This is a genomic window from Tenuifilum sp. 4138str, assembly GCF_041102575.1.
Lineage (GTDB): Bacteria > Bacteroidota > Bacteroidia > Bacteroidales > Tenuifilaceae > Tenuifilum > Tenuifilum osseticum.
In genome coordinates this window covers 1-20359 of sequence record NZ_JBGCUE010000002.1, presented here as the reverse complement: position 1 = coordinate 20359, position 20359 = coordinate 1, and the positions used below count along the sequence as shown (strand labels likewise).

Annotated in this window: 18 protein-coding genes; 6 read left to right on the top strand and 12 right to left on the bottom strand. The window is 41.9% G+C overall.

Annotation, left to right across the window (positions count from 1 at the left end):
• The first annotated feature begins 32 nt into the window (after positions 1-32).
• The 4 genes from AB6811_RS01925 to glsB all read left to right on the top strand — a co-directional run bounded on the left by AB6811_RS01925 (position 33) and on the right by glsB (position 4943).
• Complete coding sequence (locus AB6811_RS01925) at positions 33-2393, top strand: OmpA family protein (protein ID WP_369488526.1); 2361 nt, start codon at positions 33-35, stop codon at positions 2391-2393.
• A 56-nt stretch (positions 2394-2449) separates the two neighbouring features.
• Positions 2450-3064, top strand: coding sequence for a MarC family protein (locus tag AB6811_RS01920; RefSeq protein ID WP_369488525.1), 615 nt, complete (start codon positions 2450-2452; stop codon positions 3062-3064).
• A gap of 74 nt (positions 3065-3138) precedes the next feature.
• Positions 3139-3969: a lyso-glycine lipid O-acyltransferase GlsA gene (gene glsA, locus AB6811_RS01915; RefSeq protein ID WP_369488524.1), complete on the top strand. Its 831-nt coding sequence runs from the start codon at positions 3139-3141 to the stop codon at positions 3967-3969.
• 5 nt (positions 3970-3974) lie between these two features.
• The gene (glsB, locus tag AB6811_RS01910) at positions 3975-4943 is read left to right on the top strand and encodes a glycine N(alpha)-acyltransferase GlsB (protein WP_369488523.1); all 969 of its coding nucleotides are present in this window, start codon (positions 3975-3977) and stop codon (positions 4941-4943) included.
• Positions 4944-4996: 53 nt separating this feature from the next.
• On the opposite strand, the gene AB6811_RS01905 is transcribed toward glsB, so the two are convergent.
• From AB6811_RS01905 to AB6811_RS01880, 6 genes are all read right to left on the bottom strand, one after another.
• Positions 4997-6895 carry an amidophosphoribosyltransferase gene (locus AB6811_RS01905; RefSeq protein ID WP_369488522.1) on the bottom strand — a complete coding sequence of 633 codons (1899 nt, stop codon included), beginning with the start codon at positions 6893-6895 and terminating at the stop codon, positions 4997-4999.
• A gap of 51 nt (positions 6896-6946) precedes the next feature.
• Positions 6947-7909 carry a transketolase family protein gene (locus tag AB6811_RS01900; protein WP_369488521.1) on the bottom strand — a complete coding sequence of 321 codons (963 nt, stop codon included), beginning with the start codon at positions 7907-7909 and terminating at the stop codon, positions 6947-6949.
• The gene (locus AB6811_RS01895; RefSeq protein ID WP_369488520.1) at positions 7902-8750 is read right to left on the bottom strand and encodes a transketolase; all 849 of its coding nucleotides are present in this window, start codon (positions 8748-8750) and stop codon (positions 7902-7904) included. Before AB6811_RS01895 ends, AB6811_RS01900 begins: the two co-directional genes overlap by 8 nt.
• 1 nt (position 8751) lies before the next feature.
• Positions 8752-9213: an SPOR domain-containing protein gene (locus AB6811_RS01890; RefSeq protein WP_369488519.1), complete on the bottom strand. Its 462-nt coding sequence runs from the start codon at positions 9211-9213 to the stop codon at positions 8752-8754.
• A gap of 39 nt (positions 9214-9252) precedes the next feature.
• Entirely contained in the window at positions 9253-9771 is a 519-nt protein-coding gene (locus AB6811_RS01885) for an LEA type 2 family protein (RefSeq protein WP_369488518.1), read from the bottom strand.
• Positions 9772-9907: 136 nt separating this feature from the next.
• The gene (locus tag AB6811_RS01880; protein WP_369488517.1) at positions 9908-10654 is read right to left on the bottom strand and encodes a YebC/PmpR family DNA-binding transcriptional regulator; all 747 of its coding nucleotides are present in this window, start codon (positions 10652-10654) and stop codon (positions 9908-9910) included.
• Positions 10655-10804: 150 nt separating this feature from the next.
• Here AB6811_RS01880 and miaB point away from each other — a divergent pair, with 150 nt between their 5' ends.
• Positions 10805-12202 carry a tRNA (N6-isopentenyl adenosine(37)-C2)-methylthiotransferase MiaB gene (gene miaB, locus AB6811_RS01875; protein ID WP_369488516.1) on the top strand — a complete coding sequence of 466 codons (1398 nt, stop codon included), beginning with the start codon at positions 10805-10807 and terminating at the stop codon, positions 12200-12202.
• A 4-nt stretch (positions 12203-12206) separates the two neighbouring features.
• Here the strand turns inward: miaB and AB6811_RS01870 are convergent, their stop codons facing one another.
• From AB6811_RS01870 to fbp, 3 genes are all read right to left on the bottom strand, one after another.
• Positions 12207-13403 carry an RsmB/NOP family class I SAM-dependent RNA methyltransferase gene (locus AB6811_RS01870; RefSeq protein WP_369488515.1) on the bottom strand — a complete coding sequence of 399 codons (1197 nt, stop codon included), beginning with the start codon at positions 13401-13403 and terminating at the stop codon, positions 12207-12209.
• A 55-nt stretch (positions 13404-13458) separates the two neighbouring features.
• On the bottom strand, positions 13459-14187 hold the full coding sequence (locus AB6811_RS01865) for a hypothetical protein (protein WP_369488514.1): 729 nt from the start codon (positions 14185-14187) through the stop codon (positions 13459-13461).
• Between the two features lie 762 nt (positions 14188-14949).
• Entirely contained in the window at positions 14950-15990 is a 1041-nt protein-coding gene (gene fbp, locus AB6811_RS01860) for a class 1 fructose-bisphosphatase (RefSeq protein WP_369488512.1), read from the bottom strand.
• Positions 15991-16140: 150 nt separating this feature from the next.
• Here fbp and AB6811_RS01855 point away from each other — a divergent pair, with 150 nt between their 5' ends.
• Entirely contained in the window at positions 16141-17418 is a 1278-nt protein-coding gene (locus AB6811_RS01855) for an aspartate kinase (RefSeq protein WP_369488511.1), read from the top strand.
• Between the two features lie 3 nt (positions 17419-17421).
• On the opposite strand, the gene AB6811_RS01850 is transcribed toward AB6811_RS01855, so the two are convergent.
• From AB6811_RS01850 to AB6811_RS01840, 3 genes are read right to left on the bottom strand one after another with little or no spacing between them, the layout of a single operon-like run.
• On the bottom strand, positions 17422-17910 hold the full coding sequence (locus AB6811_RS01850) for a hypothetical protein (protein ID WP_369488510.1): 489 nt from the start codon (positions 17908-17910) through the stop codon (positions 17422-17424).
• A gap of 4 nt (positions 17911-17914) precedes the next feature.
• A complete protein-coding gene (locus tag AB6811_RS01845) occupies positions 17915-19261 on the bottom strand; it encodes a dihydroorotase (RefSeq protein WP_369488509.1) in 1347 nt (448 codons plus the stop codon).
• A gap of 10 nt (positions 19262-19271) precedes the next feature.
• Positions 19272-20021: a polyprenol monophosphomannose synthase gene (locus AB6811_RS01840; RefSeq protein WP_369488508.1), complete on the bottom strand. Its 750-nt coding sequence runs from the start codon at positions 20019-20021 to the stop codon at positions 19272-19274.
• Between the last annotated feature and the right edge of the window lie 338 nt (positions 20022-20359).

The window sequence follows — 20359 nt, the reverse complement described above, 5'->3', positions numbered from 1 at the left end:
TTCAGCAATTATTCAATTTAAAGGTAAAAGCGATGAAACTAAAAGTTGTAAGCAAAATCCTCATAGCACTCAGCATAATTAGTTTTGGTTCCAAGATATTTGCACAAACCGGTTTTACCCCTCAAAAGCTGAGTGGTGAGATTAACTCAGGGTATGCTGAAATCAATCCAATACTAAGCCCCGACGGGAAAACCCTGTATTTCACACGGGTTAATCACCCTGAGAATAGGTTTGGCGAGACCGATAGTCAAGATATATGGTGCACAACATTGAACCCCGATGGCACCTGGAGCGAAGCTAAGCGCTTACCCAATTCCATTAACATTGGTCGCTACAATGCAATTTTTGGCATACTCGATGATGGTAAAACGTTTATAATTAATGGCCATTACTCTGAGAATGGAAAGTACTGGACTGAAAGAGGCTTATCGGTTATTGAGAGGATTGATGAAAACACATGGGGTAAGCCCAGGCAGTTGAACGTGAAGGGGTTTACCAGGATGAACAAAGGTTTAACAACAACTGCATACCTCACCCCCGATGGGAAATATTTACTTACATCGTTCAGTAAGCGTGCGGGTGGGAAAAATCATTCAATTTACCTTTCGGTAAAAGAGGGCGATGGTTACTCAAAACCCAAAAAGGTAAAGATTGGCGATGGTGCCCTTGGCGATAGCTACGAGGCGCCATTCCTAAGCAAGGATGGCAATGCCCTTTTCTTCAGCTGCAAGGTTGATGGGAACAACAATATATACATGGCTAACCGCACCGACGATACTTACCTAAACTGGTCGTCGCCCACTGCCCTGAACGATACCATTAATACACCGGGTTGGGAAAACTACTACCGTTTAAACGCTAAGGAAAGTTGGGCCTACTACTGCTCATCAAACTCAAAGAAGGAGCATTCAGAAATCATCCGGGTAAAGATTTACGAAGAGTTCCCCTACGTAAAGTTAACCGGGCTTGTAATGAACAAGGCCGAGGAGAGTCTTATGCTTGCCGATACCGGATACAACATTCTTGTTAATGGGAAAAAGTCGGATAGCTTAAAAATTGATAGGGCCTCAGCTTCGTATGAGCTACTTCTTCCCTTTGGAAAAAAACATTCCTTAATTCCTGAGTTGGCCAACTGGGTGGGCATCCCCGATACATTGGATTTAACTGCCGTTAAGGAATACTCTGAAATGTCTAAGAATTTATACCTGCAGCCCATCCCTTTAGTAAGGATTTACGGTAAGGTTATAAATACTCGAACTGGACTCCCTATTAACCCTGAAATGAAATACCAGATATTGGTAAATGGGGCCGCAAGCGATTCGGTAAAGTATGAAACTGAAATAGCAAAGTACAGTATGACCCTACCATTAGGGAACAGATACATACTTTCCCTTAACTTGCCCAACTTTACAAGTAAAACCGATACTATTGATGTAACCAATGCAAAGTACTATACGGAGAAACAGGTTGATTTTTATGCTACAACAGTACCCTGGGTTGAGGTGAATGGGGTTGCGCTCGATAATTCAACCTTTACGCCAATAATTGGGGCTTCAGCACCAAAACTTAAGATTAATGGTTCAACCGCCGATAGCGTTAGCATCGACCCAGTAACTGGTGAGTTTAAGGTACGATTACCTTTTGGAAAGAAGTACGTTACTGCAATTGAATCAAAGGATTACAAGTCATTGGAGAATCAACTCGATTTAACCGGTTATGTTGAGTTTACCCAGGTTAAGCATGAGGTTTTCGCTGAGCGTAAAGATGCTAACATGGCAATACTAAGCGGTAAGGTTATTAACTTGAAGACAGGACAACCCCTTGAAAAAGAGGTGCCCGTGAAGTTGAAGGTAAACGGAACTGAAACCAGAGGGTTTATTTACGACTCCACATCGGCAAGTTATACCTTGAAGTTGCCCGTTGGAGTGTCATACGACGTTCTGCCCTCTGTCAAGAACTTTTACAATAAGTACGAGCAGATTGACCTAACCAAAGTGAAAAAGGGAACTAAAATTGCCAAGAACTTTTACGTAACTCCAATTGAGGTTGGTCAATCAGTTAATATTGACTTTATCTACTTTGACATTGGTAAAGCAAACCTGAAACCACAATCGTTCCGCTCACTTAACGCCCTGGTTGAGTTCCTAAATGAATACCCCAATGTAATAGTAGAAATTGGCGGACATACCGATAATACAGGGTCGGCAGCTGTTAACCAGCGGCTGTCCGATGCCAGGGCAAAATCAGTTGCCGATTATATCATAAAAATGGGTATTCCTAAGGATAGAATTACATCCAAGGGATACGGTCCAAGCAAACCCAAGGCAAGCAATGCCACAGCCAAAGGACGTGCTGAAAACCGAAGGGTAGAGTTTACTATTGTAGGTATATAAATAAAATATATGTAATTTAGGTGGATACTAATTAGTGTCCACCTATTTTTTTTACCATGATGGCCTTTAAGCTAAAATTCCTGTTAAGTTGCATGGTTGCCCTACTGGCATTGGTAAACCCAATACAGAAAGTATTTGTAATGACAACCCTACAGGGGCAATTTGATGAGTCAAAAACTCGATTTATTGCCACTAAGGCTACACTCACAGCGTTTATTGTTTTGCTATTCTTTCTTCTTTTAGGTGAGCTGGTATTTAGCTATGTATTTCATGTTGAGCTGTATGCTTTTCAAATTACATCGGGCATAGTGCTATTCTACAATGGAATAAATGGATTGCAGAAGGGGGCTTTCATTCGTGTTGATTCAGGCGTAAACCTCAAGGATATAACAGCGGTTCCAATAGCTATTCCTATGATTGCGGGTCCGGCAACCATTACGGCAGCGGTTACTTTCCCAGCGCACTACGGTCATACCAATACCATTGTGTCAATGGCGGTAGCCTTGGGGGTAAACTACCTTTTCATGTATTACTCAAGGCCAATTGGAAAGGCCCTTAACCGGTTCAACCTGATGGGCCCACTTGTGCGAATATTCGGGCTAATTGTTGCTACCATTGGTGTACAGATGATGCTTAACGGTATTGCGTCCTTTTGGATTTCAATTCGATAGATTGAAGTATCAGTAAGAATGTAAGAATAATCATCCTTGGGTTTTATTATATTTGCACTTAAATTTATTACGAAGTGCAGCAAAACCTAATCGATATCGATAAAGTAATTGCCTCAAAAAGTCCACGGCTTCAAAGGGCATTGCCTCGTTTTATTGTTCGATACCTAAAGCGAATCATACATCAGGACGAGATTAATGAGGTGCTTCAAAAGCACGGGCATAAGCAAGGGGTTGATTTTATTGAGGAAGCGCTTAAAGTTATGCAGGTTACCTATTCGGTAAAAGGAATAGAGAATCTTAAGCCCGATGGTAGGTACCTGTTTGCCTCGAACCATCCGCTAGGCGGTTTGGACGGAATGATTCTGATTCACCTGTTAGGTAAACGATATCCTGAGGTAAAATTTCCTGTGAACGATTTGCTAATGCATATCACTCAATTACATAACATATTCATTCCCATTAACAAGCATGGTGCACAAAGTTCCCAAAATGTAAAGCTAATGGATGCTACTTTTGCTTCTGATGCACAGGTGCTGTACTTTCCGGCAGGCCTTTGCTCACGCAAGCAGCATGGCCGAATTGAGGATTTGGAGTGGAAAAAAAGCTTTATTGTTAAAGCAATTCAGCATAAGCGCGACATTGTACCAGTATTCTTTAGCGGCAGGAACTCCAACTTCTTTTACAATTTAGCAAAGTTGAGAACTTTTTTGGGAATAAAAGCAAACATTGAGATGCTTTACCTCGTTAATGAGATGTTTAAGCAAAAAGGCAAAAGCATTACTGTAATAATTGGGGAGCCAATTCCATACACTACTTTCGATAGTTCAAAATCACCAGCAGAATGGGCAAAATGGGTGAAAGCAATAGTGTATGAATTAGGAAAACAAAACTCTAATAACCACTAACCGCCATGAAGCAAATAATTGAACCGGTTGACAGGGAACTACTCCTTAATGAGCTTACCCCCGATAAACTTGTTAGGCATACCAATAACGCAAACAACGAGCTTTACATATTTACAGCCCATAACGCACCCAACCTGATGCGTGAGGTTGGTCGGCTTAGGGAACTTACTTTCAGGTCGGCTGGGGGAGGCACTGGAGAGGAGGTTGATATTGATGAGTACGATACCTGTGTGAATTGCTACAAACAGCTTATAGTGTGGGATCCACACGAAAAGGAGATACTTGGTGGGTATCGTTTTCACAGCGTTGACCCAAGCAAGGGTGAGGAGATAAACCTATCGACTAAGCATTTGTTTAACTTTTCCGATAAGTTTATTAATGAGTACATGCCCCAGATGATAGAGCTGGGACGCTCATTTGTTCAGCCAAAGTACCAATCACTTTCCCGAAGCGGAAAGGGATTATATGCGCTCGATAACCTCTGGGATGGCCTGGGAGCGCTCATTGTGCTGAACCCACATATTAAGTATTTCTTCGGCAAGGTTACCATGTATCGTACTTACAAAGTTGAAGCCCGTAATATGTTGCTCTACTTTTTTGAAAAATATTTCAAGGATACCGAGAACCTGGTAACTCCAATTCATCCAATTGAGGTAAACATCGACAGGCAGGCTATGGCCCAGGTATTTACTGGTAAGAATTATGAAGAAGACTACAAGATTCTGTCCAAAAAAATACGCGAGTTTGGTGAGCGCATTCCACCCCTTATCAACTCTTACATGAACCTAAGCCCATCCATGAAAGTGTTTGGTACGGTTATTAATCCTTACTTTGGCGATGTTGAGGAAACTGCCATTCTCATAACCATTCCTGATATTTACCAGCATAAGGTTGAGCGGCATATATCAACCTTTATAAAGAAGTTAAAGGATAAGTACCACTTGGGTTTAAGGTGGGGGAAGGATTCAAAATAACCCTGAAAGTTAAACCTCTACTATTTATCCTTTTTCTTTATCCTTTATCCTTGTCAATACGCCCTCTGATTTCGGCCCTCAATAAAGTTGATAAACGAATTGTTTACCACTCGGTTACCACCAGGGGTGGGGTAGTCGCCGGTAAAGTACCAGTCGCCTTGGTCGTTAGGACAAGCCTTGTGAAGATTTTCAATGGATTGGTAAACTATCTTTACTTCTGCCTTTACATCCTTTGGGGTAAGAAGCTGAGCAATTTTTTGCGAAATCTGCTCATCGGTAAACGGGCGGTAGATCTCCTTTACATAGTTAATTATTTGCTCCTTGGGCAGATTCTGTTGCTCCTTGCACTTGCGGTAAACGCTATTAATAACGCCCTCTTGACCGGTTTCCTTAAGCAGTTCAATAGCTGCACGGAAGGCCACAAAATCGCTAAGCTTAGCCATGTCAATTCCGTAGCAATCGGGGTAGCGGATTTGTGGCGACGATGATACAACAATTATGCGGGCAGGGTTAAGCCTATCAAGTATTCGGAGAATGCTTTCCCGAAGGGTTGTCCCTCGAACAATTGAATCGTCAATTACCACTAAGTTATCAACTCCGGGACGAAGAGTTCCATAGGTAATATCGTAAACGTGACCAACCAGATCTTCGCGCCCTTTATCCTGCGCAATAAAGGTGCGTAGCTTCACGTCTTTTACAGCAATTTTTTCTACCCTTAGGCGAGTAGATATTATTTCATCGATATCTTTTTCAGAGAGGTTAGCCCCTTTTTCCAGAATTCTGCGTTTCTTTTCGTTCTTTATATAGTCTTCTACGCCCTTTACCATCCCAAGGAAAGCCGTTTCGGCAGTATTGGGGATATAGGAAAAAACAGTATTCTCATGGTCGTAGTTAATGGCTTTAAGGATGGCAGGGGTTAAAAATTCGCCTAACCGTTTGCGTTCCTGGTAAATGTCCTTATCGGTTCCCCGTGAGAAGTAGATCCGTTCAAACGAGCATGATTTTCGGGTTTGGGGTATTCTTATTTCCTCGTGTAGTATTGTACCATTGCGCTTAATTATAAGTGCGTAACCGGGCTTAATTTCTTTTACATCGTCGGTTGAAATGTTAAGCACAGTTTGAATAACCGGGCGTTCCGATGCAACAACAGCTATCTCATCGTTGGCATAGTAGAAAGCCGGACGAATTCCCCATGGGTCACGAACCACAAACGCATCGCCATGGCCTATAAGGCCAGCCATAGCATAACCACCGTCAAAATCTTTAGTGGATGCCTGAAGGATTTTTGCAACATTTATGTTTTCTGCAATTAGCTTGCTTATCTCAATGTTGGGATGACCATCGTTTTTGTACTGCCGGAAAAGCTGCTGGTTTTCCTCGTCGAGGAAATGTCCAATTTTTTCAAGTACGGTAACCGTATCGGAGTAGTCGCGGGGATGCTGGCCTAAATCGACGAGCTTTTTGAAAAGCTCATCCACGTTTGTCATGTTGAAGTTACCAGCTAGGACAAGCGTACGCGACTTCCAGTTGTTGTCGCGCATTACCGGATGAACATAGTCGATGGCATTATTGCCAAAGGTTCCGTAGCGCAGGTGTCCCAGGAATAGCTCCCCGGCAAACGGAATATTTTCCTTGGCAAAAACCGGATCGTTTAGTAATTCGGGTTTGGATGAGTACTTATTGATCCCTTTGTTAACAGCATCAAAAATATCCTTGATGGGAGTTGAAGAGTTTGAGCGTTCCCTATCGATATACTTTTTGCCCGGGGCAAGGTCAAACTTGATGGTGGTTAACCCTGCGCCGTCCTGCCCACGGTTATGTTGCTTTTCCATAAGCAGGTAAAGCTTGTGAAGTCCGTATCGCCAGGTACCATACTTAAGCTGGTAGTACTCCAATGGTTTAAGCAACCTAATCAGTGCAATCCCGCATTCGTGTTTAATCTGCTCGCTCATATCTTCCTAAATTATTCAATTAAAAAAGGTAGATAAAATCTACCTGAAGTTTTATTGTTTAAATCGATTTACAAACTGAAAAACATGCTGGGCAATTGAATTGGCATTTAGACCGTACTTCTGCAACAACTCAGCTGGTGTTCCCGATTCGCCAAAACAATCGGGCATGCCAATAATCTTCATGGGGACAGGGTATTCCTGCGAAAGTACTTCAGCCACTGCGCTGCCAAGTCCTCCATGAACCTGATGCTCCTCAACTGTTACAACATGCTTTGTTGCTTTAGCAACATCAACCAGTAGCTGCTTATCAATAGGTTTGATGGTATGAATGTTTACCACCATGGCATTAACTCCCTGCTTGGCAAGATGCTTTGATGCCTCAAGCGCCTCCCACACCATGTGACCGGTGGCTACAATTGCAACATCGGTTCCTGCTTTTAGGACTTGTCCCTTACCAACTTCAAACACCTGATTGGGCTCGGTAAAATTGGGCACTGGTTCGCGTCCGAAACGGATGTAAACCGGCCCTTCAACCTGCCTGATGGCGGCGAGGGTGGCAGCCTTTGCCTGGTTGGCATCGGCTGGTGAAATTAGTGTGATATTTGGGAGCGAACGGATAACTGCAATATCCTCAAGGGCTTGGTGTGTTGCACCATCGGGGCCAACTGAGATACCCGCATGGGCGCCACCAATTATTACTTTAACGTTATTGTAGCAAATTGAAATTCTAACTTGATCGGCAGCACGGAATGCTGCAAAAACACCGTATGTAGAAAAGACAGGAATCTTATTGGTTAATGCTAAACCAGCCGCAACAGCGGCTATATTTTGTTCAGCAATACCAAAGGAGAAGAACCTCTTCGGGTACCGTTCGGCAAAAAGATTCAATCCAACCGAGGAGGTGATATCGGCCCCAAGCACAACCAGGTTGGGGTATTCCTCACCGGCTTCGGCAACTCCTTCACCAAATCCCAGGCGGGTAGCTTTATCACCTTTATTTATATACTCACCCATGGATTAGCTCGTGGTAATATTTTTCTAATTCTTCCAAAAATTTCTCTGCATCCTGCGGGGTTGGGGCTTTACCGTGCCAACGGTAATCGCCTTGAATGGAATTAACACCAAAGCCCATTTGGGTTTTAGCAATAATCACTTTAGGTTTGCCAGTGATGTTGCGGGTTTTACCAAAAACATCAATTAGCTCATCAATACTATTGCCATTGCATTCAAATACGTGCCACCCAAATGCCTCCCATTTAAGTTTAAGGGGCTCAAGTTCCATTACTTTATGGGTGTAGCCATCAATCTGACAGAAATTTCGATCAACAATGGCAGTCAGGTTATCGAGTTTGTAGTGAGCGGCGCTCATGGCAGCCTCCCAAATGGATCCTTCCTGTAGTTCGCCATCGCCATGCACAGAGTACACTTGCCATTGGGAATTATCAATTTTAGCGCTGAGCGCCATACCAACAGCAACCGATAACCCCTGACCTAACGAACCGGCTGAGAGTTCAATTCCGGGTAAACCGTGATCGCGTCCCGGATGGCCTTGCAGCCGTGAACCTAGCTTGCGTAAGGTAAGCAGTTCCTCATGCGGGAAGTATCCTGCATTAGCAAGCGTTGCGTACAAAACTGGCGCAACATGACCAATGGAAAGGATTAGCCTATCGCGGTTAGGGTGGTTTGGTTCTTTAGGGAAATGGTTTAGGGTGTTAAAGTATAGAACGGTGAAAACATCGGCAAGACCAAGTGAGCCTCCCAGGTGTCCCGATCCGGCGGCCGTCAGGCTTCGAATTACATCCTGGCGGATCTTTAGCGAAGTCTTTTGCAGTTGCCGGATTGCTGGTGTTGCCATACTAATTTAGAGGTGGAAAATTTATATGTTCAGGAATAATGAAAGCTTTGGGGTAATCCTTTATAATCTGGTTGTAAAACTTGATAGCCTCTTCGCGCGAGCGGTAATCGCCCACTGATACCTTCCAGTATGGGTTTTGGTAATTCTGGTACACAGGCACTCCGGGATATTTTTCCATGAAGGCCTGCATGATATCTTCGGAATTTTTCCGGGCAAACTGTCCCAGTTCAAAGAATATTCGGATCCTGTATCCTTCCATCCCCGGCGATTTGGCATTATGCAAGTAGCGAATGTTATGGATTTGAGTAATTGATTCGCTCTGCCTGATAGTTACTGTACCTTCTCCAGCCTTTTGTGCTTGAAGCTCATTAACTATTGGTATGGGCGTGGTACCGTTTGTGTTTTGGGCAAAAATGCCAAAACTTAAACCGAGAAACACTAGAAGTAGGAAAATTTTCCTCATAAAGAGTATAATTTCTTTGCAAAAATAGCAAAAATTTATCTATGGCATTACAGCAGGTTGAACCGAAAGAGTATCTGTAATAACAAATTTCTTTTGGAATGAGTTGGCTAGTTCGCTTAGTGGCTGCCGGGGGATGTTAATTTTTTTTACAACAGGGAAATTTCCCCCTTTAATGTAGCCTTCAACCTCTATTACGTTAATCAGGTTTTTCCCTTCGCCTATAAGTTTAAATGCATCGGCTGGGGTACGGAGCACAATCTCTAATGGGACTTCATAATCTTTTCGGCTTTTGCCCTCTATTTTCAATTTATGGCTACTTCTTAACTTTCCAAGTTCCCTATTGTTTAGCCAAGCTTTAAAGTGAATATCTTTTATTACAATTGATTTCCGGTTAGGGTTTTCAACTTCGAGCGTTAGGTTTAGGAATATTACACCATCCTTCATCCCCCTAAATCTATACTCCTTAACACCATGGATATTTAAATCGTTGTATTTACCACAGCCTGCTAACGCAAATAGTAAAATGGAAAGAAGTAAATTAAAAGAAAAATTCTTCATGTTTTATGTTTTAATTAGTAAGAGCAAATGTTATACCATACCCACAAAAGTAATATGATTGATTGGCCACGTTGATACAGTGTATACTAAAATAAAAAAACTCCCCAGCATTGGGGAGTAAAAGGTTTTATTGTGTTTACTCGTTATCCATGGCAGCCATCACCTCATCGGTAAGCTCCAGGTTATGGTAAACCTGCTGAACGTCGTCGTTATCCTCTAGTTCCTCAACCAACTTCAGGAACTTTATGGCAGTGTCCTTATCAACCGATTTGAAATCGTTAGGAATACGTTGCAAGCTGGCATTTTCCACCTCTATTTTCAGTTCCTCAAGCTTTTTATTCATTCTGCCAAAATCTTCCATTTCGGTAGTAACCACATAGAAATCACCATTGTCATCGATGTTTTGGGCCCCGGCATCAATAAGATCGAGTTCCACCTCATCAAGGTTGATTTTATCCTTTGCAATGGTAAAGATACCTTTTCGGCTAAAAAGGAATGCCAGCGAACCGTTGGTTCCAAGGTTTCCACCTTTTTTTGTCAGGGTTGAACGGACTGCGCTAATGGTTCGGTTGTTATTATCGGTAAGGCACTCAATAAAGATGGCAATGCCTCCCGGACCATAGCCCTCAAAGGTAAGTTCCTGAAGGTTTTCAGGATCTTTCTCAGCCTTAGTAATAGCCCTTAGGATATTCTCCTTGGGCATGTTTACCCCTTTGGCGTTGTTAATGGCAAGCCTTAATCGTGGGTTACCCTCAGGGTCAGCCCCTCCCTCCTTTACAGCAACGGATATTTCCTTGATTATCCTAGAGAATTCCTTTGAACGCTTGGCATCAAGAGCCCCTTTCTTGCGTTTAATGGTTGACCATTTATTATGTCCACTCATAGTTTTTTATTTTTGTCACAGGTAAAGTGCAAAGTTAGCTACAAACTTGCGCTTAACAAAAATATTTAGCCTCTATTGATTTGTATCACTTTATACACCTAAAGCAAAATATTCATAAATTCTTACCTTTGCAAAAAAATAAGATTTCCAATGGATTTTAATGCCGAAGATGCCAGCATTTTTGAGAGTGCGCTGAGCGATGATAGTAGCCGTCCTAAGGTTTATATTGAAACCTATGGCTGCCAGATGAATGTGAACGATAGCGAGGTTGTGGCATCAATTCTAATAGCCAATGGATACGCAATAACTAGCAACATTAACGAAGCCGATGTTATCCTGATAAACACCTGCTCCATTCGTGAGAATGCTGAAACACGTGTGTTTGGACGAATTGATTTATTCGGGCAGGTAAAGAAGTCAAAGCCATCGGTGTTGGTTGGGGTATTGGGCTGTATGGCCGAACGGCTAAAGGATCAGCTTTTAGAAGAAAAGAAAGTAGTTGATTTGGTGGTTGGCCCCGATGCTTACCGTGAACTACCGGTTCTGCTGCGTGCTGCCGAGGATGGTCAAAAGGGCATCAATGTTTTACTTTCCCGGGAGGAAACCTATGCCGATATTAGCCCTGTTCGGCTCGATAAAAATGGAGTTTCAGCCTTTGTTTCAATCATGCGCGGATGCAACAACATGTGTTCCTACTGTGTTGTACCTTACACACGTGGAGCAGAGCGAAGCCGCGATCCCCATACCATTGTAAGGGAGGTTCAGGAACTAGTTGATGCTGGTTACCGCGAGGTTACTCTCCTTGGCCAAAATGTAAACTCCTACCACTGGGAGGAGCAGAAAGGCTTGGTTAAGCAAAAGATAAGCTTTTCCGATTTGCTCGAAATGGTTGCCCTGGTTGACCCACGGTTAAGGGTTCGCTTTTCCACCTCACACCCCAAGGATTTAACCAATGAGGTGCTTTACACCATGGCCATGTACGAGAACATTTGCAACCATATTCATCTCCCCGTTCAATCTGGCTCTACCCGCATTCTTCAGCTAATGAACCGCAAGTACACCCGGGAGGATTACCTCGACAGAATAAAAGCTATACGCTCCATTATCCCCGATTGCTCTATATCAACCGATATTATAGCTGGTTTCTGCACGGAAACCGAGGTCGATCACGATATGACCCTCAGCATTATGCGTGAAGTGGGTTTTGACTTTGCATACATGTTCAAGTACTCCGAGAGACCTAACACAAAGGCTGCTCGCCAGTTAAAGGACGATGTTCCCGAGGAGGTTAAAACTCGCAGATTAATGGAAATCATTGAACTACAAGGTAAACTTTCCGAGCAAAGCAAGAAAAACGATGTGGGCAAACGTTTTGAGGTGCTTATTGAAGGAGAGTCCAAAAAGTCAAAAGATGAATTTTTTGGCCGAACCAGCCAGAATAAGGTAGTTGTATTCCCTAAGGAGAACCACAAAATTGGAGAGTTTGTTTTTGTAGAGGTAACAGATTGCACCCCTGCCACATTAATTGGGCATATTGTAGAGGAGTAGCAACCTAATCAATGCGTTTCAGTCGAGCCATGTAGAACCCATCAAATCCTGTTTGGGATGGGGATAGGTTTTTTTCCTCTTCCAGTACAAAGCGGCCATTCATTTGATCCAGGAACCATTTAACCTGCTCTTCATTCTCAGACGGTAGAATACTACAGGTAGCATAAACCATGCAGCCCCCAACCTTAATCATTGACCAATACTTTTCAAGTATTTGTCTTTGAGTTTTTCGTAACTCAGCAATATTTTCAGGAGTCAACCGCCATTTGGAGTCTGGGTTACGCTTAAGCACTCCCAGACCCGAGCATGGGGCGTCAATCAGCAACCTATCGGCACTATCCTGTAAACGTTTTATCGTTTTTGTTGATTCTATGGCTTTGGTCTCAACATTTGTAACCCCAGCCTTTCTTGACCTTCTTTTAAGCTCTTCAAGTTTCCATGGGGCAGTATCAAGGGCAATAATTCTTCCCTGATTATTCATTAGGCTTGCCAGGTGCAATGTTTTTCCACCATTCCCGGCACAAGCATCAATAACACGCATTCCCGGTTCCACATTTAAAAATGGAACTACTTGCTGCGATGAAAAATCCTGCTGCTCAAACATTCCAAGCTTAAATGCCTCGGATTTAAAAATGTTGGCCGATTCGGTTAGCAGTATGGCGTGGGTGTTGGGAATTATTTTTGTTTTATACCCCTCACGTTTTAAAAAATTATTAAGCTCTTGAACGTTCGTTTTTAAAAGGTTTGTTCTTAGGACTATTGGGGCTTTATGATTTAAGCTATGAATCTCCTTTGGCCACTTTTCGCCCAGTTCCTTAAAACCTAGTTCATCGAGCCAATCGGGAATAGACTCCTTTATTGCCCTGTTATTTGAAAGCTGATTAAGTTTGTTCTGAAGCTTCTTTTTAAAATGTTTTGGAATCTTACGCTCCTCTGGAAATCCAAAGGGTGTTAGGGTTGTATAAATGGCTACAATGTTATGGGTGTGTGAGCCAAATTTTGGAAATTCGCTATCGTGCAGCTCGTTCAGCAACCTCCACCATCGTGTTGTTTCCTCCACAATAACTGCAAACTGGTACTTATCAAAGGGCTCCCATAATTTATTTTGAGCAATCCAGTACGATATTACCTGGTCTAAATTTCGATTCTGGTAAACAACCTCACCAAGGGCGCGACCTGCCGTTTCAAATACACTTCCCATAATATAAAAATTAAAGGCCGCAATTTACGGCCTTTTTATCGATAAAGAATGAAATTTAGAATTTATTTTGGTACTCAGGCTTTAGGGTTCCATCCTCATTGAACCATTCTGCCAAACCGTAGTAGGCTATTTTATCGTCCGGACGGGTGTACTTCAAAATCTTTTTTTCGTATTTTGTTAGTTTTGTAAGATTGGTTGCTACGGCCATACGGGTTCTGTCCTTTTCAACCTCGGGCAGCTGAAGTTTTTCAAGAGCTCCCACTGTAAGGTCCTTTGCCTGGAGCAACTTATCGTTCGATTTAAAAATATCGATAATTAAATCGTTCCATTTAATTTTTTCGCCCCCAACGGTTGGTTTTAAACCCTTTCGTAACGATTTTGGTTTCCGTCCCCTTTTCTTGGGAGGCGATGTTTTAACCTTTTTCTTAGCTATTTTTTTACGCCCTTTTTTTGGTTTTTCAGTTTTTGTTTCTGAGGCTACTTTTGGTTTCCTTCCTCTTTTCTTGGGCTCTTTTGTTTGGGCGCTTTTATCGGCCTCGGCTGTAATTTTCTTGGGACGTCCTCTTTTTTTGGGGGCAGTGGGTTCTGCTGATTCTTTTACTTTTGGTTTGCGTCCTCTTTTTTTAGGAGCGGCAACTTCCTTTTCGTCGCCTAAATCGCCCTTTTCAATTTTTCGCAAAATTGATTTTAAACTATCAATTCGTCGTTGTGCCCTATCGATCTCTGATTGGTAAAGATCTTTTAGATCTTCAATCTCCTCTTTTGAGAGTGTAATTTTTTTCATGGTTGGTTAGTTTAGTGTTTTAACTCCTGATTTCTAATTGTTTTGAATTGCAATTTAAAAACATTTTATTTTAAAATGCAAATATTTACAATAAATTGATTAAAAAATTTTATTTAATTATTTTTTCAATTTTTCCTAAAAACCAGAAAATGAAATATATAGAATAAGCCAACTTTCAAATGAGCAAATTATTATTTGAAAATAAATTTTAGCTGGATTTAACTACTTTCCCTTCTTTATTAAGGTACTGCTAATGTTATATACGACCAATATTAATCCCAAATACCATAGAATTAACAAATTCAAACGGGCTAATTTTAGAAGAATGAGTCGGAATAAACCTGAATGATTCGGAATGATTCGGAATAAGAAGAATATGATGGAGTTAGAGGAAGTTAGAGGAATAGTAAAAAGTGAACGGCTAAACCAAATGACCATGAATTAACAAATTCAAACGGGCTAATAAAAATGTGGATACAGAAACATTTTTGGAGGAAGTTGGTTATATGAATTTTTAAATTGACGAATCGACTAACAAAATTTAATCATTCCGAGATCTCGGAATTAAAAATTTTGATAAGTCTGGATTACTTCGATAAGTCAATAGAAACAAGCTGTTTAAATGATTTATTGTGCTTCTATTGAAAAAACTCGGATAATATAATCCATTAAGTAGTTAATGGTTAACGTGGTGGAATTTGGAGAATAACATGTTTACGCTCCACAGTTTAGCGCGAATAACATATTTATTTATTGAGGTTTCTATAAAAATTCATGAAGCTTTTGAACCATATTTTTTGAACCTACATAAATAGGAACTCTTTGGTGAAGCGATTCTGGCTTAATGTCGAGAATTCTATTTTTACCATCGGTGGCAATGCCTCCAGCTTGTTCGGCCAGGAAAGCAATAGGGTTGCACTCGTAAATTAAGCGCAACTTGCCTTTTGGTGCCGATGCGGTTGGCGGATACATGAAAATACCTCCCTTAAGGAGATTCCTGTGAAAGTCGGAAACCAACGAACCAATATACCTTGCAGAGTAAGGTCTTTTTGTGGGCTTATCTTCCTGCTTACAATACTCAATATATTTTTTAACACCCTCAGGGAAGTGGTTATAGTTACCTTCGTTTATGGAGTATATTGCCCCATCGGGTGGCGTAACTATATTAAGGTGCGATAGGCAAAACTCACCTATGGATGGATCAAGGGTGAAACCGTAAACTCCACGGCCTGTGGTATAAACAAGCATAGTTGACGATCCGTATATTACGTACCCTGCGGCTACCTGTTTATTGCCAGGCTGCAGGAAATCCTCCATGGTAGGCTTTGTTCCACGGGGGCTTATCCGTCGGTAAATGCTAAAAATAGTTCCGATTGATACATTTACATCAATATTGGAGGAGCCATCGAGTGGATCCATGCAAAAGATGTAGTTGCCATCCTGGCTAAGCTCATCGTCCCAAGTAATTATTTCCTGGTCCTCTTCCGATGCTACACCGCAGCACTCTCTGCTGTTTTTAAGCGCTTGTACAAATTGCCAGTTGGCCAACAGGTCGAGCTTTTTCTGCTCCTCGCCCTGCACGTTTATATTTCCCGCCTCGCCCAAAACGTCAACAAGTCCGGCCTTGTTAACCTTCTTGTTAACAAGTTTTGCTGCTACTCCCACGTGGTAAAGCAACCGGGTGAATTCCCCTGTAGCATAGGGGAAATCGGCTTGCCTCTCAATTATAAACTGTGTTAGTGTTTTTACATTGTAACCGTGCATGATAGTTATTAATTCTAATTTGTGAGTAAAATTAGCCATTTTTTCCGTTGCAAAGGCATTGCAATACAAAAAAAATCAAATTTAAAACGTTTGCGATACCATTCCTTAACAAGCAATCTCTAAAAAAAGTAACATACATGTTAAGGGGAAATACTTTGCTTTTTTGTAAGTTTGAGAAATTTTTTGGCAATGAAACCCATTCGTGTCTTTAAGTTTGGCGGAGCCTCGGTTAAGTCGGCTGGTGCTATTAGAAATTTGGCCAACATTGTAAAAAGATTTTCTGCAGAAAATCTAGTGATTGTTGTATCGGCTATGGCTAAAACAACCAATGCGCTCGAGGAGGTTTTAATGCACTGGATGAATGCCGATTTAACGGCAATGAATACCAAACTCAAGGAGATTAAGCAATTCCACCTAAACGAGGCACTGGATTTGGTTGAGGGGGATTCCAACCACTTGCTTATTGCTGAGCTGCAAACCCTGTTCAACCAGTTAGAAACCCAGTTTGGCCAGGCTCCTACAAAGGGATACGATTTCCATTACGATCAGGTTGTGTCGTTCGGCGAGCTCTTCTCTACCCGGATTGTCAGCCACTACCTTAATTTTATTGGCATTGCCAATACTTTAGTGGATGCAAGGCGATGCCTGAGGTCCGATACATCTTACCGTGAAGGAGTAATTGATGAATCAACATCGCGGCTATTGTGCCAGCGTGAGTTCGATTTCTCATCGGCAAATATCTTTTTAACCCAGGGCTTTATAGCAGGAACTGAGGTGGGAACAACAACCACGCTAGGGCGTGAGGGTTCCGATTACACGGCTGCCATTCTTGCCAATCTTCTCGACGCACAGGACGTAACCATTTGGAAAGATGTTGCAGGTGTGTTAAGCGCCGATCCTAAGATTTTCAGCAATGCGGTTAAGCTTAACATTGTGTCGTATCAGGAGGCTATTGAGCTTGCCTATTGCGGAGCACAAATTATTCACCCAAAAACAATAAAACCTATACAGAATAAAAAGATACCCCTTTATGTAAAATCGTTCATGGAGCCCGATGCTCAGGGAACTATAATTGCCCATTCCGACACTCCCGTTAAGCTACCCCCTGTGTTGGTACTCAAAAGAAACCAGGTTCTAATAACCCTTTCGCCCCGCGATTTTTCGTTTGTAATTGAGGATTGCCTCAGTAAGATTTTTGCGTTGCTATATAAACATCGCATTAAGGTTAATATGGTGCATAATTCAGCCATAAACTTTACCGTTTGCGTTGACAACGATAAGCTCCGGCTTGGTGATGCACTGGAAGAAATGAAACACGAATTTGCCGTTCGTTACAACAGTAACCTTGAACTGTTAACCATTCGGCATTACACGCCGGAAATAATTGGGGATTTTATTGGCAATCGGGTTGTTTATCTTCAACAAAGAACCAGAAGTACTGCACGCTTTGTTATGGACGCCAGCTAGCGCCTAGTATTTTACCGTGAATAGCGCGCTATATCCTTTAAAGGTTCCTTGTTTGCTATACTCGGATTTACCAAAGGTTATGGAGAGTATCTTTTTATGGAGGTGCCCTTGTTTATCAGTAAACCACTTTTCCGTAAAAAGTAGCTTGCCAATTTGTGAAGCATCTATTTTATTGTCTTCAATTATCTTTCTAACCTCTTCAACGGTCAATGGTTCGTTAGTTGTATAGTCAAAAACCTTTAATTTACCGCTAAGTATACCTTTAAATGTGCCATCAATAAAACTTTTGTGGTTCCGGTAGCCTTGAAGCCTTTCACTTTCCCAAATATCGTTTTCGGATGCTTGAACTACAACTTCATACTTAATGCTATCGGCAATTAAGGTTAAGTCCTGTTCCTTTCCTGTAATGTCAACAATTACATTTTTAGGCTGCAGATTGCTGCACGACCCAAACACAATAGCAAGCAAAATCAACTTAAACTTAATGTTCATTGGTTTAGGGATTAAAGGTTAGAGCTTTTCCCTTAATGGTTTCATTGAAAACTCCTTTACTGTAAACAATTCTCCCGTTTACAATTGTCATTTCAACTGTGTGTGAAAGTGTTTCTCCCTCCAGGGGCGACCAGCCACACTTATAGTACAGGTTCTCCTTGGCAACAGCCTGTGATTTATTTGGATTAACAAGCACAAGGTCGGCAAAGTATCCCTCGCGTATAAAGCCTCGTTTTTCAATCCTGAAAAGAGTGGCTGGGGAGTGACACATCTTTTCAACTACAAGTTCAGGCGTAAAATACCCTTTCCTGCTTAGCTCAAGCATAGTTAACAGCGAGTGCTGAACCATAGGGCCTCCCGATGCTGAACTAGTGTACACATTATCTTTTTCACTAATCAGGTGTGGGGCATGATCGGTGGCCACTACATCGAGCAGGTTGTTTTTTAAACCCTGGATGAGTGCTAACCGGTCGGTTTCAGTTTTTACGCTTGGGTTCCACTTAATACGCCAGCCCAACCTGTCGTAGTCATTATCGTTAAACCATAAATGGTGAACGCAAACCTCTCCGGTAATCTTTTTCTCGGCCAAGGGTATGCTGTTGTTGAAAAGTTCCAGCTCGTTGGCTGTTGAAAGATGAAGGATATGTAGGCGAGCACCATGTCTTTTTGCCAGTCTAACTGCTTTTGCCGATGAAAGGAAGCAAGCCTCAGTGCTCCTTATGCTTGCGTGATATTTTATATCGATGTTGTTTCCGTATAGCCCTTGGTATTTTTCAAGATTTTTGCGGATAGTATCCTCGTCTTCGCAGTGTGTGGTAATTATAGTAGGTGAGAACCTAAAGATTTTTTCAAGCGCATCCTCATTATCAACCAGCATATTACCGGTTGATGAACCCATAAAAACCTTTAATCCGCAAACATTTCTAGGGTCAACCTTAGTAATCTCATCAATATTATCGTTGGTGGCTCCTAAATAGAACGAGTAATTGGCTAACGATTTTTGGCTTGCAATCTTAAATTTATCGTGGAGTAGTTCAATGGTTGTAGTTTGTGGTTTTGTATTAGGCATCTCCATAAATGATGTAACACCACCAGCAACAGCCGCTTTCGATTCGGTGTAAATATCACCCTTATGGGTAAGGCCTGGCTCACGGAAGTGCACCTGATCGTCAATAACGCCAGGTAAAAGCCATAAACCCTCAGCATTTATTATCTCCTCGGGCAAGAACTTATCTACACTTGATGGGGCGGTACTAATATGCTCAATGGTTTCACCATTAACTATAAGGTTCCCCTTAAAGGTTTTGCCCTCGTTAATAATGGTAGCATTTATAATGGCAAGTCGGCCCATTTATGGTTATTTAGTTTGAAGCATGAAGTTTTTTGTAGGAAACAAAAAGGCTTTTAAGTTTCATGTTAACCACGCCCCATAATGCCTCATTGAAAATACCTCCACTCATTTTTGAAGCGCCAAATTTTCTGTCGGTAAATATTATAGGTACTTCAACTATGTTGAAGCCAAGTTTCCATACGGTGAATTTCATTTCAATCTGAAAACCGTAACCTATATGCTTTATCTTGTTAAAATTGATAGCCTTTAGCACTTCGGCTTTGTAACACTTAAAACCTGCAGTAGTATCCATCACTTTCATTCCTGTTACCATCCGTACATACTTAGAGGCAAAGTACGACATAAGCACACGTCCAATGGGCCAGTTCACAACATTTACCCCGTTAACATACCTCGAGCCAATAGCCAGATCGGCTCCGTTAACGCAGGCATTGTACAGGTTAATTAAATCGTCGGGATTGTGGGAAAAATCCGCATCCATCTCAAAAACATACTTATAGCCATTGGCCAAAGCCCATTTAAATCCAGTGATATATGCTGTCCCCAATCCCAGTTTCCCTGAGCGTTCAATCATAAAAAGCCTATCGGGGTATTCCTTTTGTTTTTCTTTAACTATACTGGCCGTGCCATCGGGTGAGCCATCGTCAACAATAAGAAGATGGAAGTTCCCTTCAAGCGACATTACCTTGCCAATCATTCGGGAAATGTTCTCACTTTCGTTGTAGGTAGGGATAATTACGAGTTTCTCTTTAAACGACATCTGAATATGATTGTAGTTTGTAATACTATAATTTATAAACTATTGTGCGAAGATAGCGTTTTTTAGCCAAAAACTAACTATCTCAAGTATGAAAGCGAAATTTTTGGTTTGATAATCAGGGGATAGGCTTTCATGAAACACTCTTTAACAAAAATATTCTGTATAGACCCTTGCGTAATTAAAAACGCTTTTCTACTTTTGCACCCGCTTTCGGAGGGGAGCGCGCGCGGGGGAGCGGAGCTGAACGGGGAGAAAAAAAATTTTGGGGTAACCCCTTGCGCGGGACGGAAAAAGTTACTACCTTTGCAGCCCTGTTCGGAGGAGCGGGGAGCGGAGAG

Coding starts and splice junctions, on each gene's coding strand:
- AB6811_RS01925 (WP_369488526.1), top strand. CDS start 33: ATGAAACTAAAAGTTGTAAGCAAAATCCTCATAGCACTCAGCATAATT.
- AB6811_RS01920 (WP_369488525.1), top strand. CDS start 2,450: ATGATGGCCTTTAAGCTAAAATTCCTGTTAAGTTGCATGGTTGCCCTA.
- glsB (WP_369488523.1), top strand. CDS start 3,975: ATGAAGCAAATAATTGAACCGGTTGACAGGGAACTACTCCTTAATGAG.
- AB6811_RS01905 (WP_369488522.1), bottom strand. CDS start 6,895: ATGAGCGAGCAGATTAAACACGAATGCGGGATTGCACTGATTAGGTTG.
- AB6811_RS01900 (WP_369488521.1), bottom strand. CDS start 7,909: ATGGGTGAGTATATAAATAAAGGTGATAAAGCTACCCGCCTGGGATTT.
- AB6811_RS01895 (WP_369488520.1), bottom strand. CDS start 8,750: ATGGCAACACCAGCAATCCGGCAACTGCAAAAGACTTCGCTAAAGATC.
- AB6811_RS01890 (WP_369488519.1), bottom strand. CDS start 9,213: ATGAGGAAAATTTTCCTACTTCTAGTGTTTCTCGGTTTAAGTTTTGGC.
- AB6811_RS01885 (WP_369488518.1), bottom strand. CDS start 9,771: ATGAAGAATTTTTCTTTTAATTTACTTCTTTCCATTTTACTATTTGCG.
- AB6811_RS01880 (WP_369488517.1), bottom strand. CDS start 10,654: ATGAGTGGACATAATAAATGGTCAACCATTAAACGCAAGAAAGGGGCT.
- miaB (WP_369488516.1), top strand. CDS start 10,805: ATGGATTTTAATGCCGAAGATGCCAGCATTTTTGAGAGTGCGCTGAGC.
- AB6811_RS01870 (WP_369488515.1), bottom strand. CDS start 13,403: ATGGGAAGTGTATTTGAAACGGCAGGTCGCGCCCTTGGTGAGGTTGTT.
- AB6811_RS01865 (WP_369488514.1), bottom strand. CDS start 14,187: ATGAAAAAAATTACACTCTCAAAAGAGGAGATTGAAGATCTAAAAGAT.
- fbp (WP_369488512.1), bottom strand. CDS start 15,990: ATGGCTAATTTTACTCACAAATTAGAATTAATAACTATCATGCACGGT.
- AB6811_RS01855 (WP_369488511.1), top strand. CDS start 16,141: ATGAAACCCATTCGTGTCTTTAAGTTTGGCGGAGCCTCGGTTAAGTCG.
- AB6811_RS01850 (WP_369488510.1), bottom strand. CDS start 17,910: ATGAACATTAAGTTTAAGTTGATTTTGCTTGCTATTGTGTTTGGGTCG.
- AB6811_RS01845 (WP_369488509.1), bottom strand. CDS start 19,261: ATGGGCCGACTTGCCATTATAAATGCTACCATTATTAACGAGGGCAAA.
- AB6811_RS01840 (WP_369488508.1), bottom strand. CDS start 20,021: ATGTCGTTTAAAGAGAAACTCGTAATTATCCCTACCTACAACGAAAGT.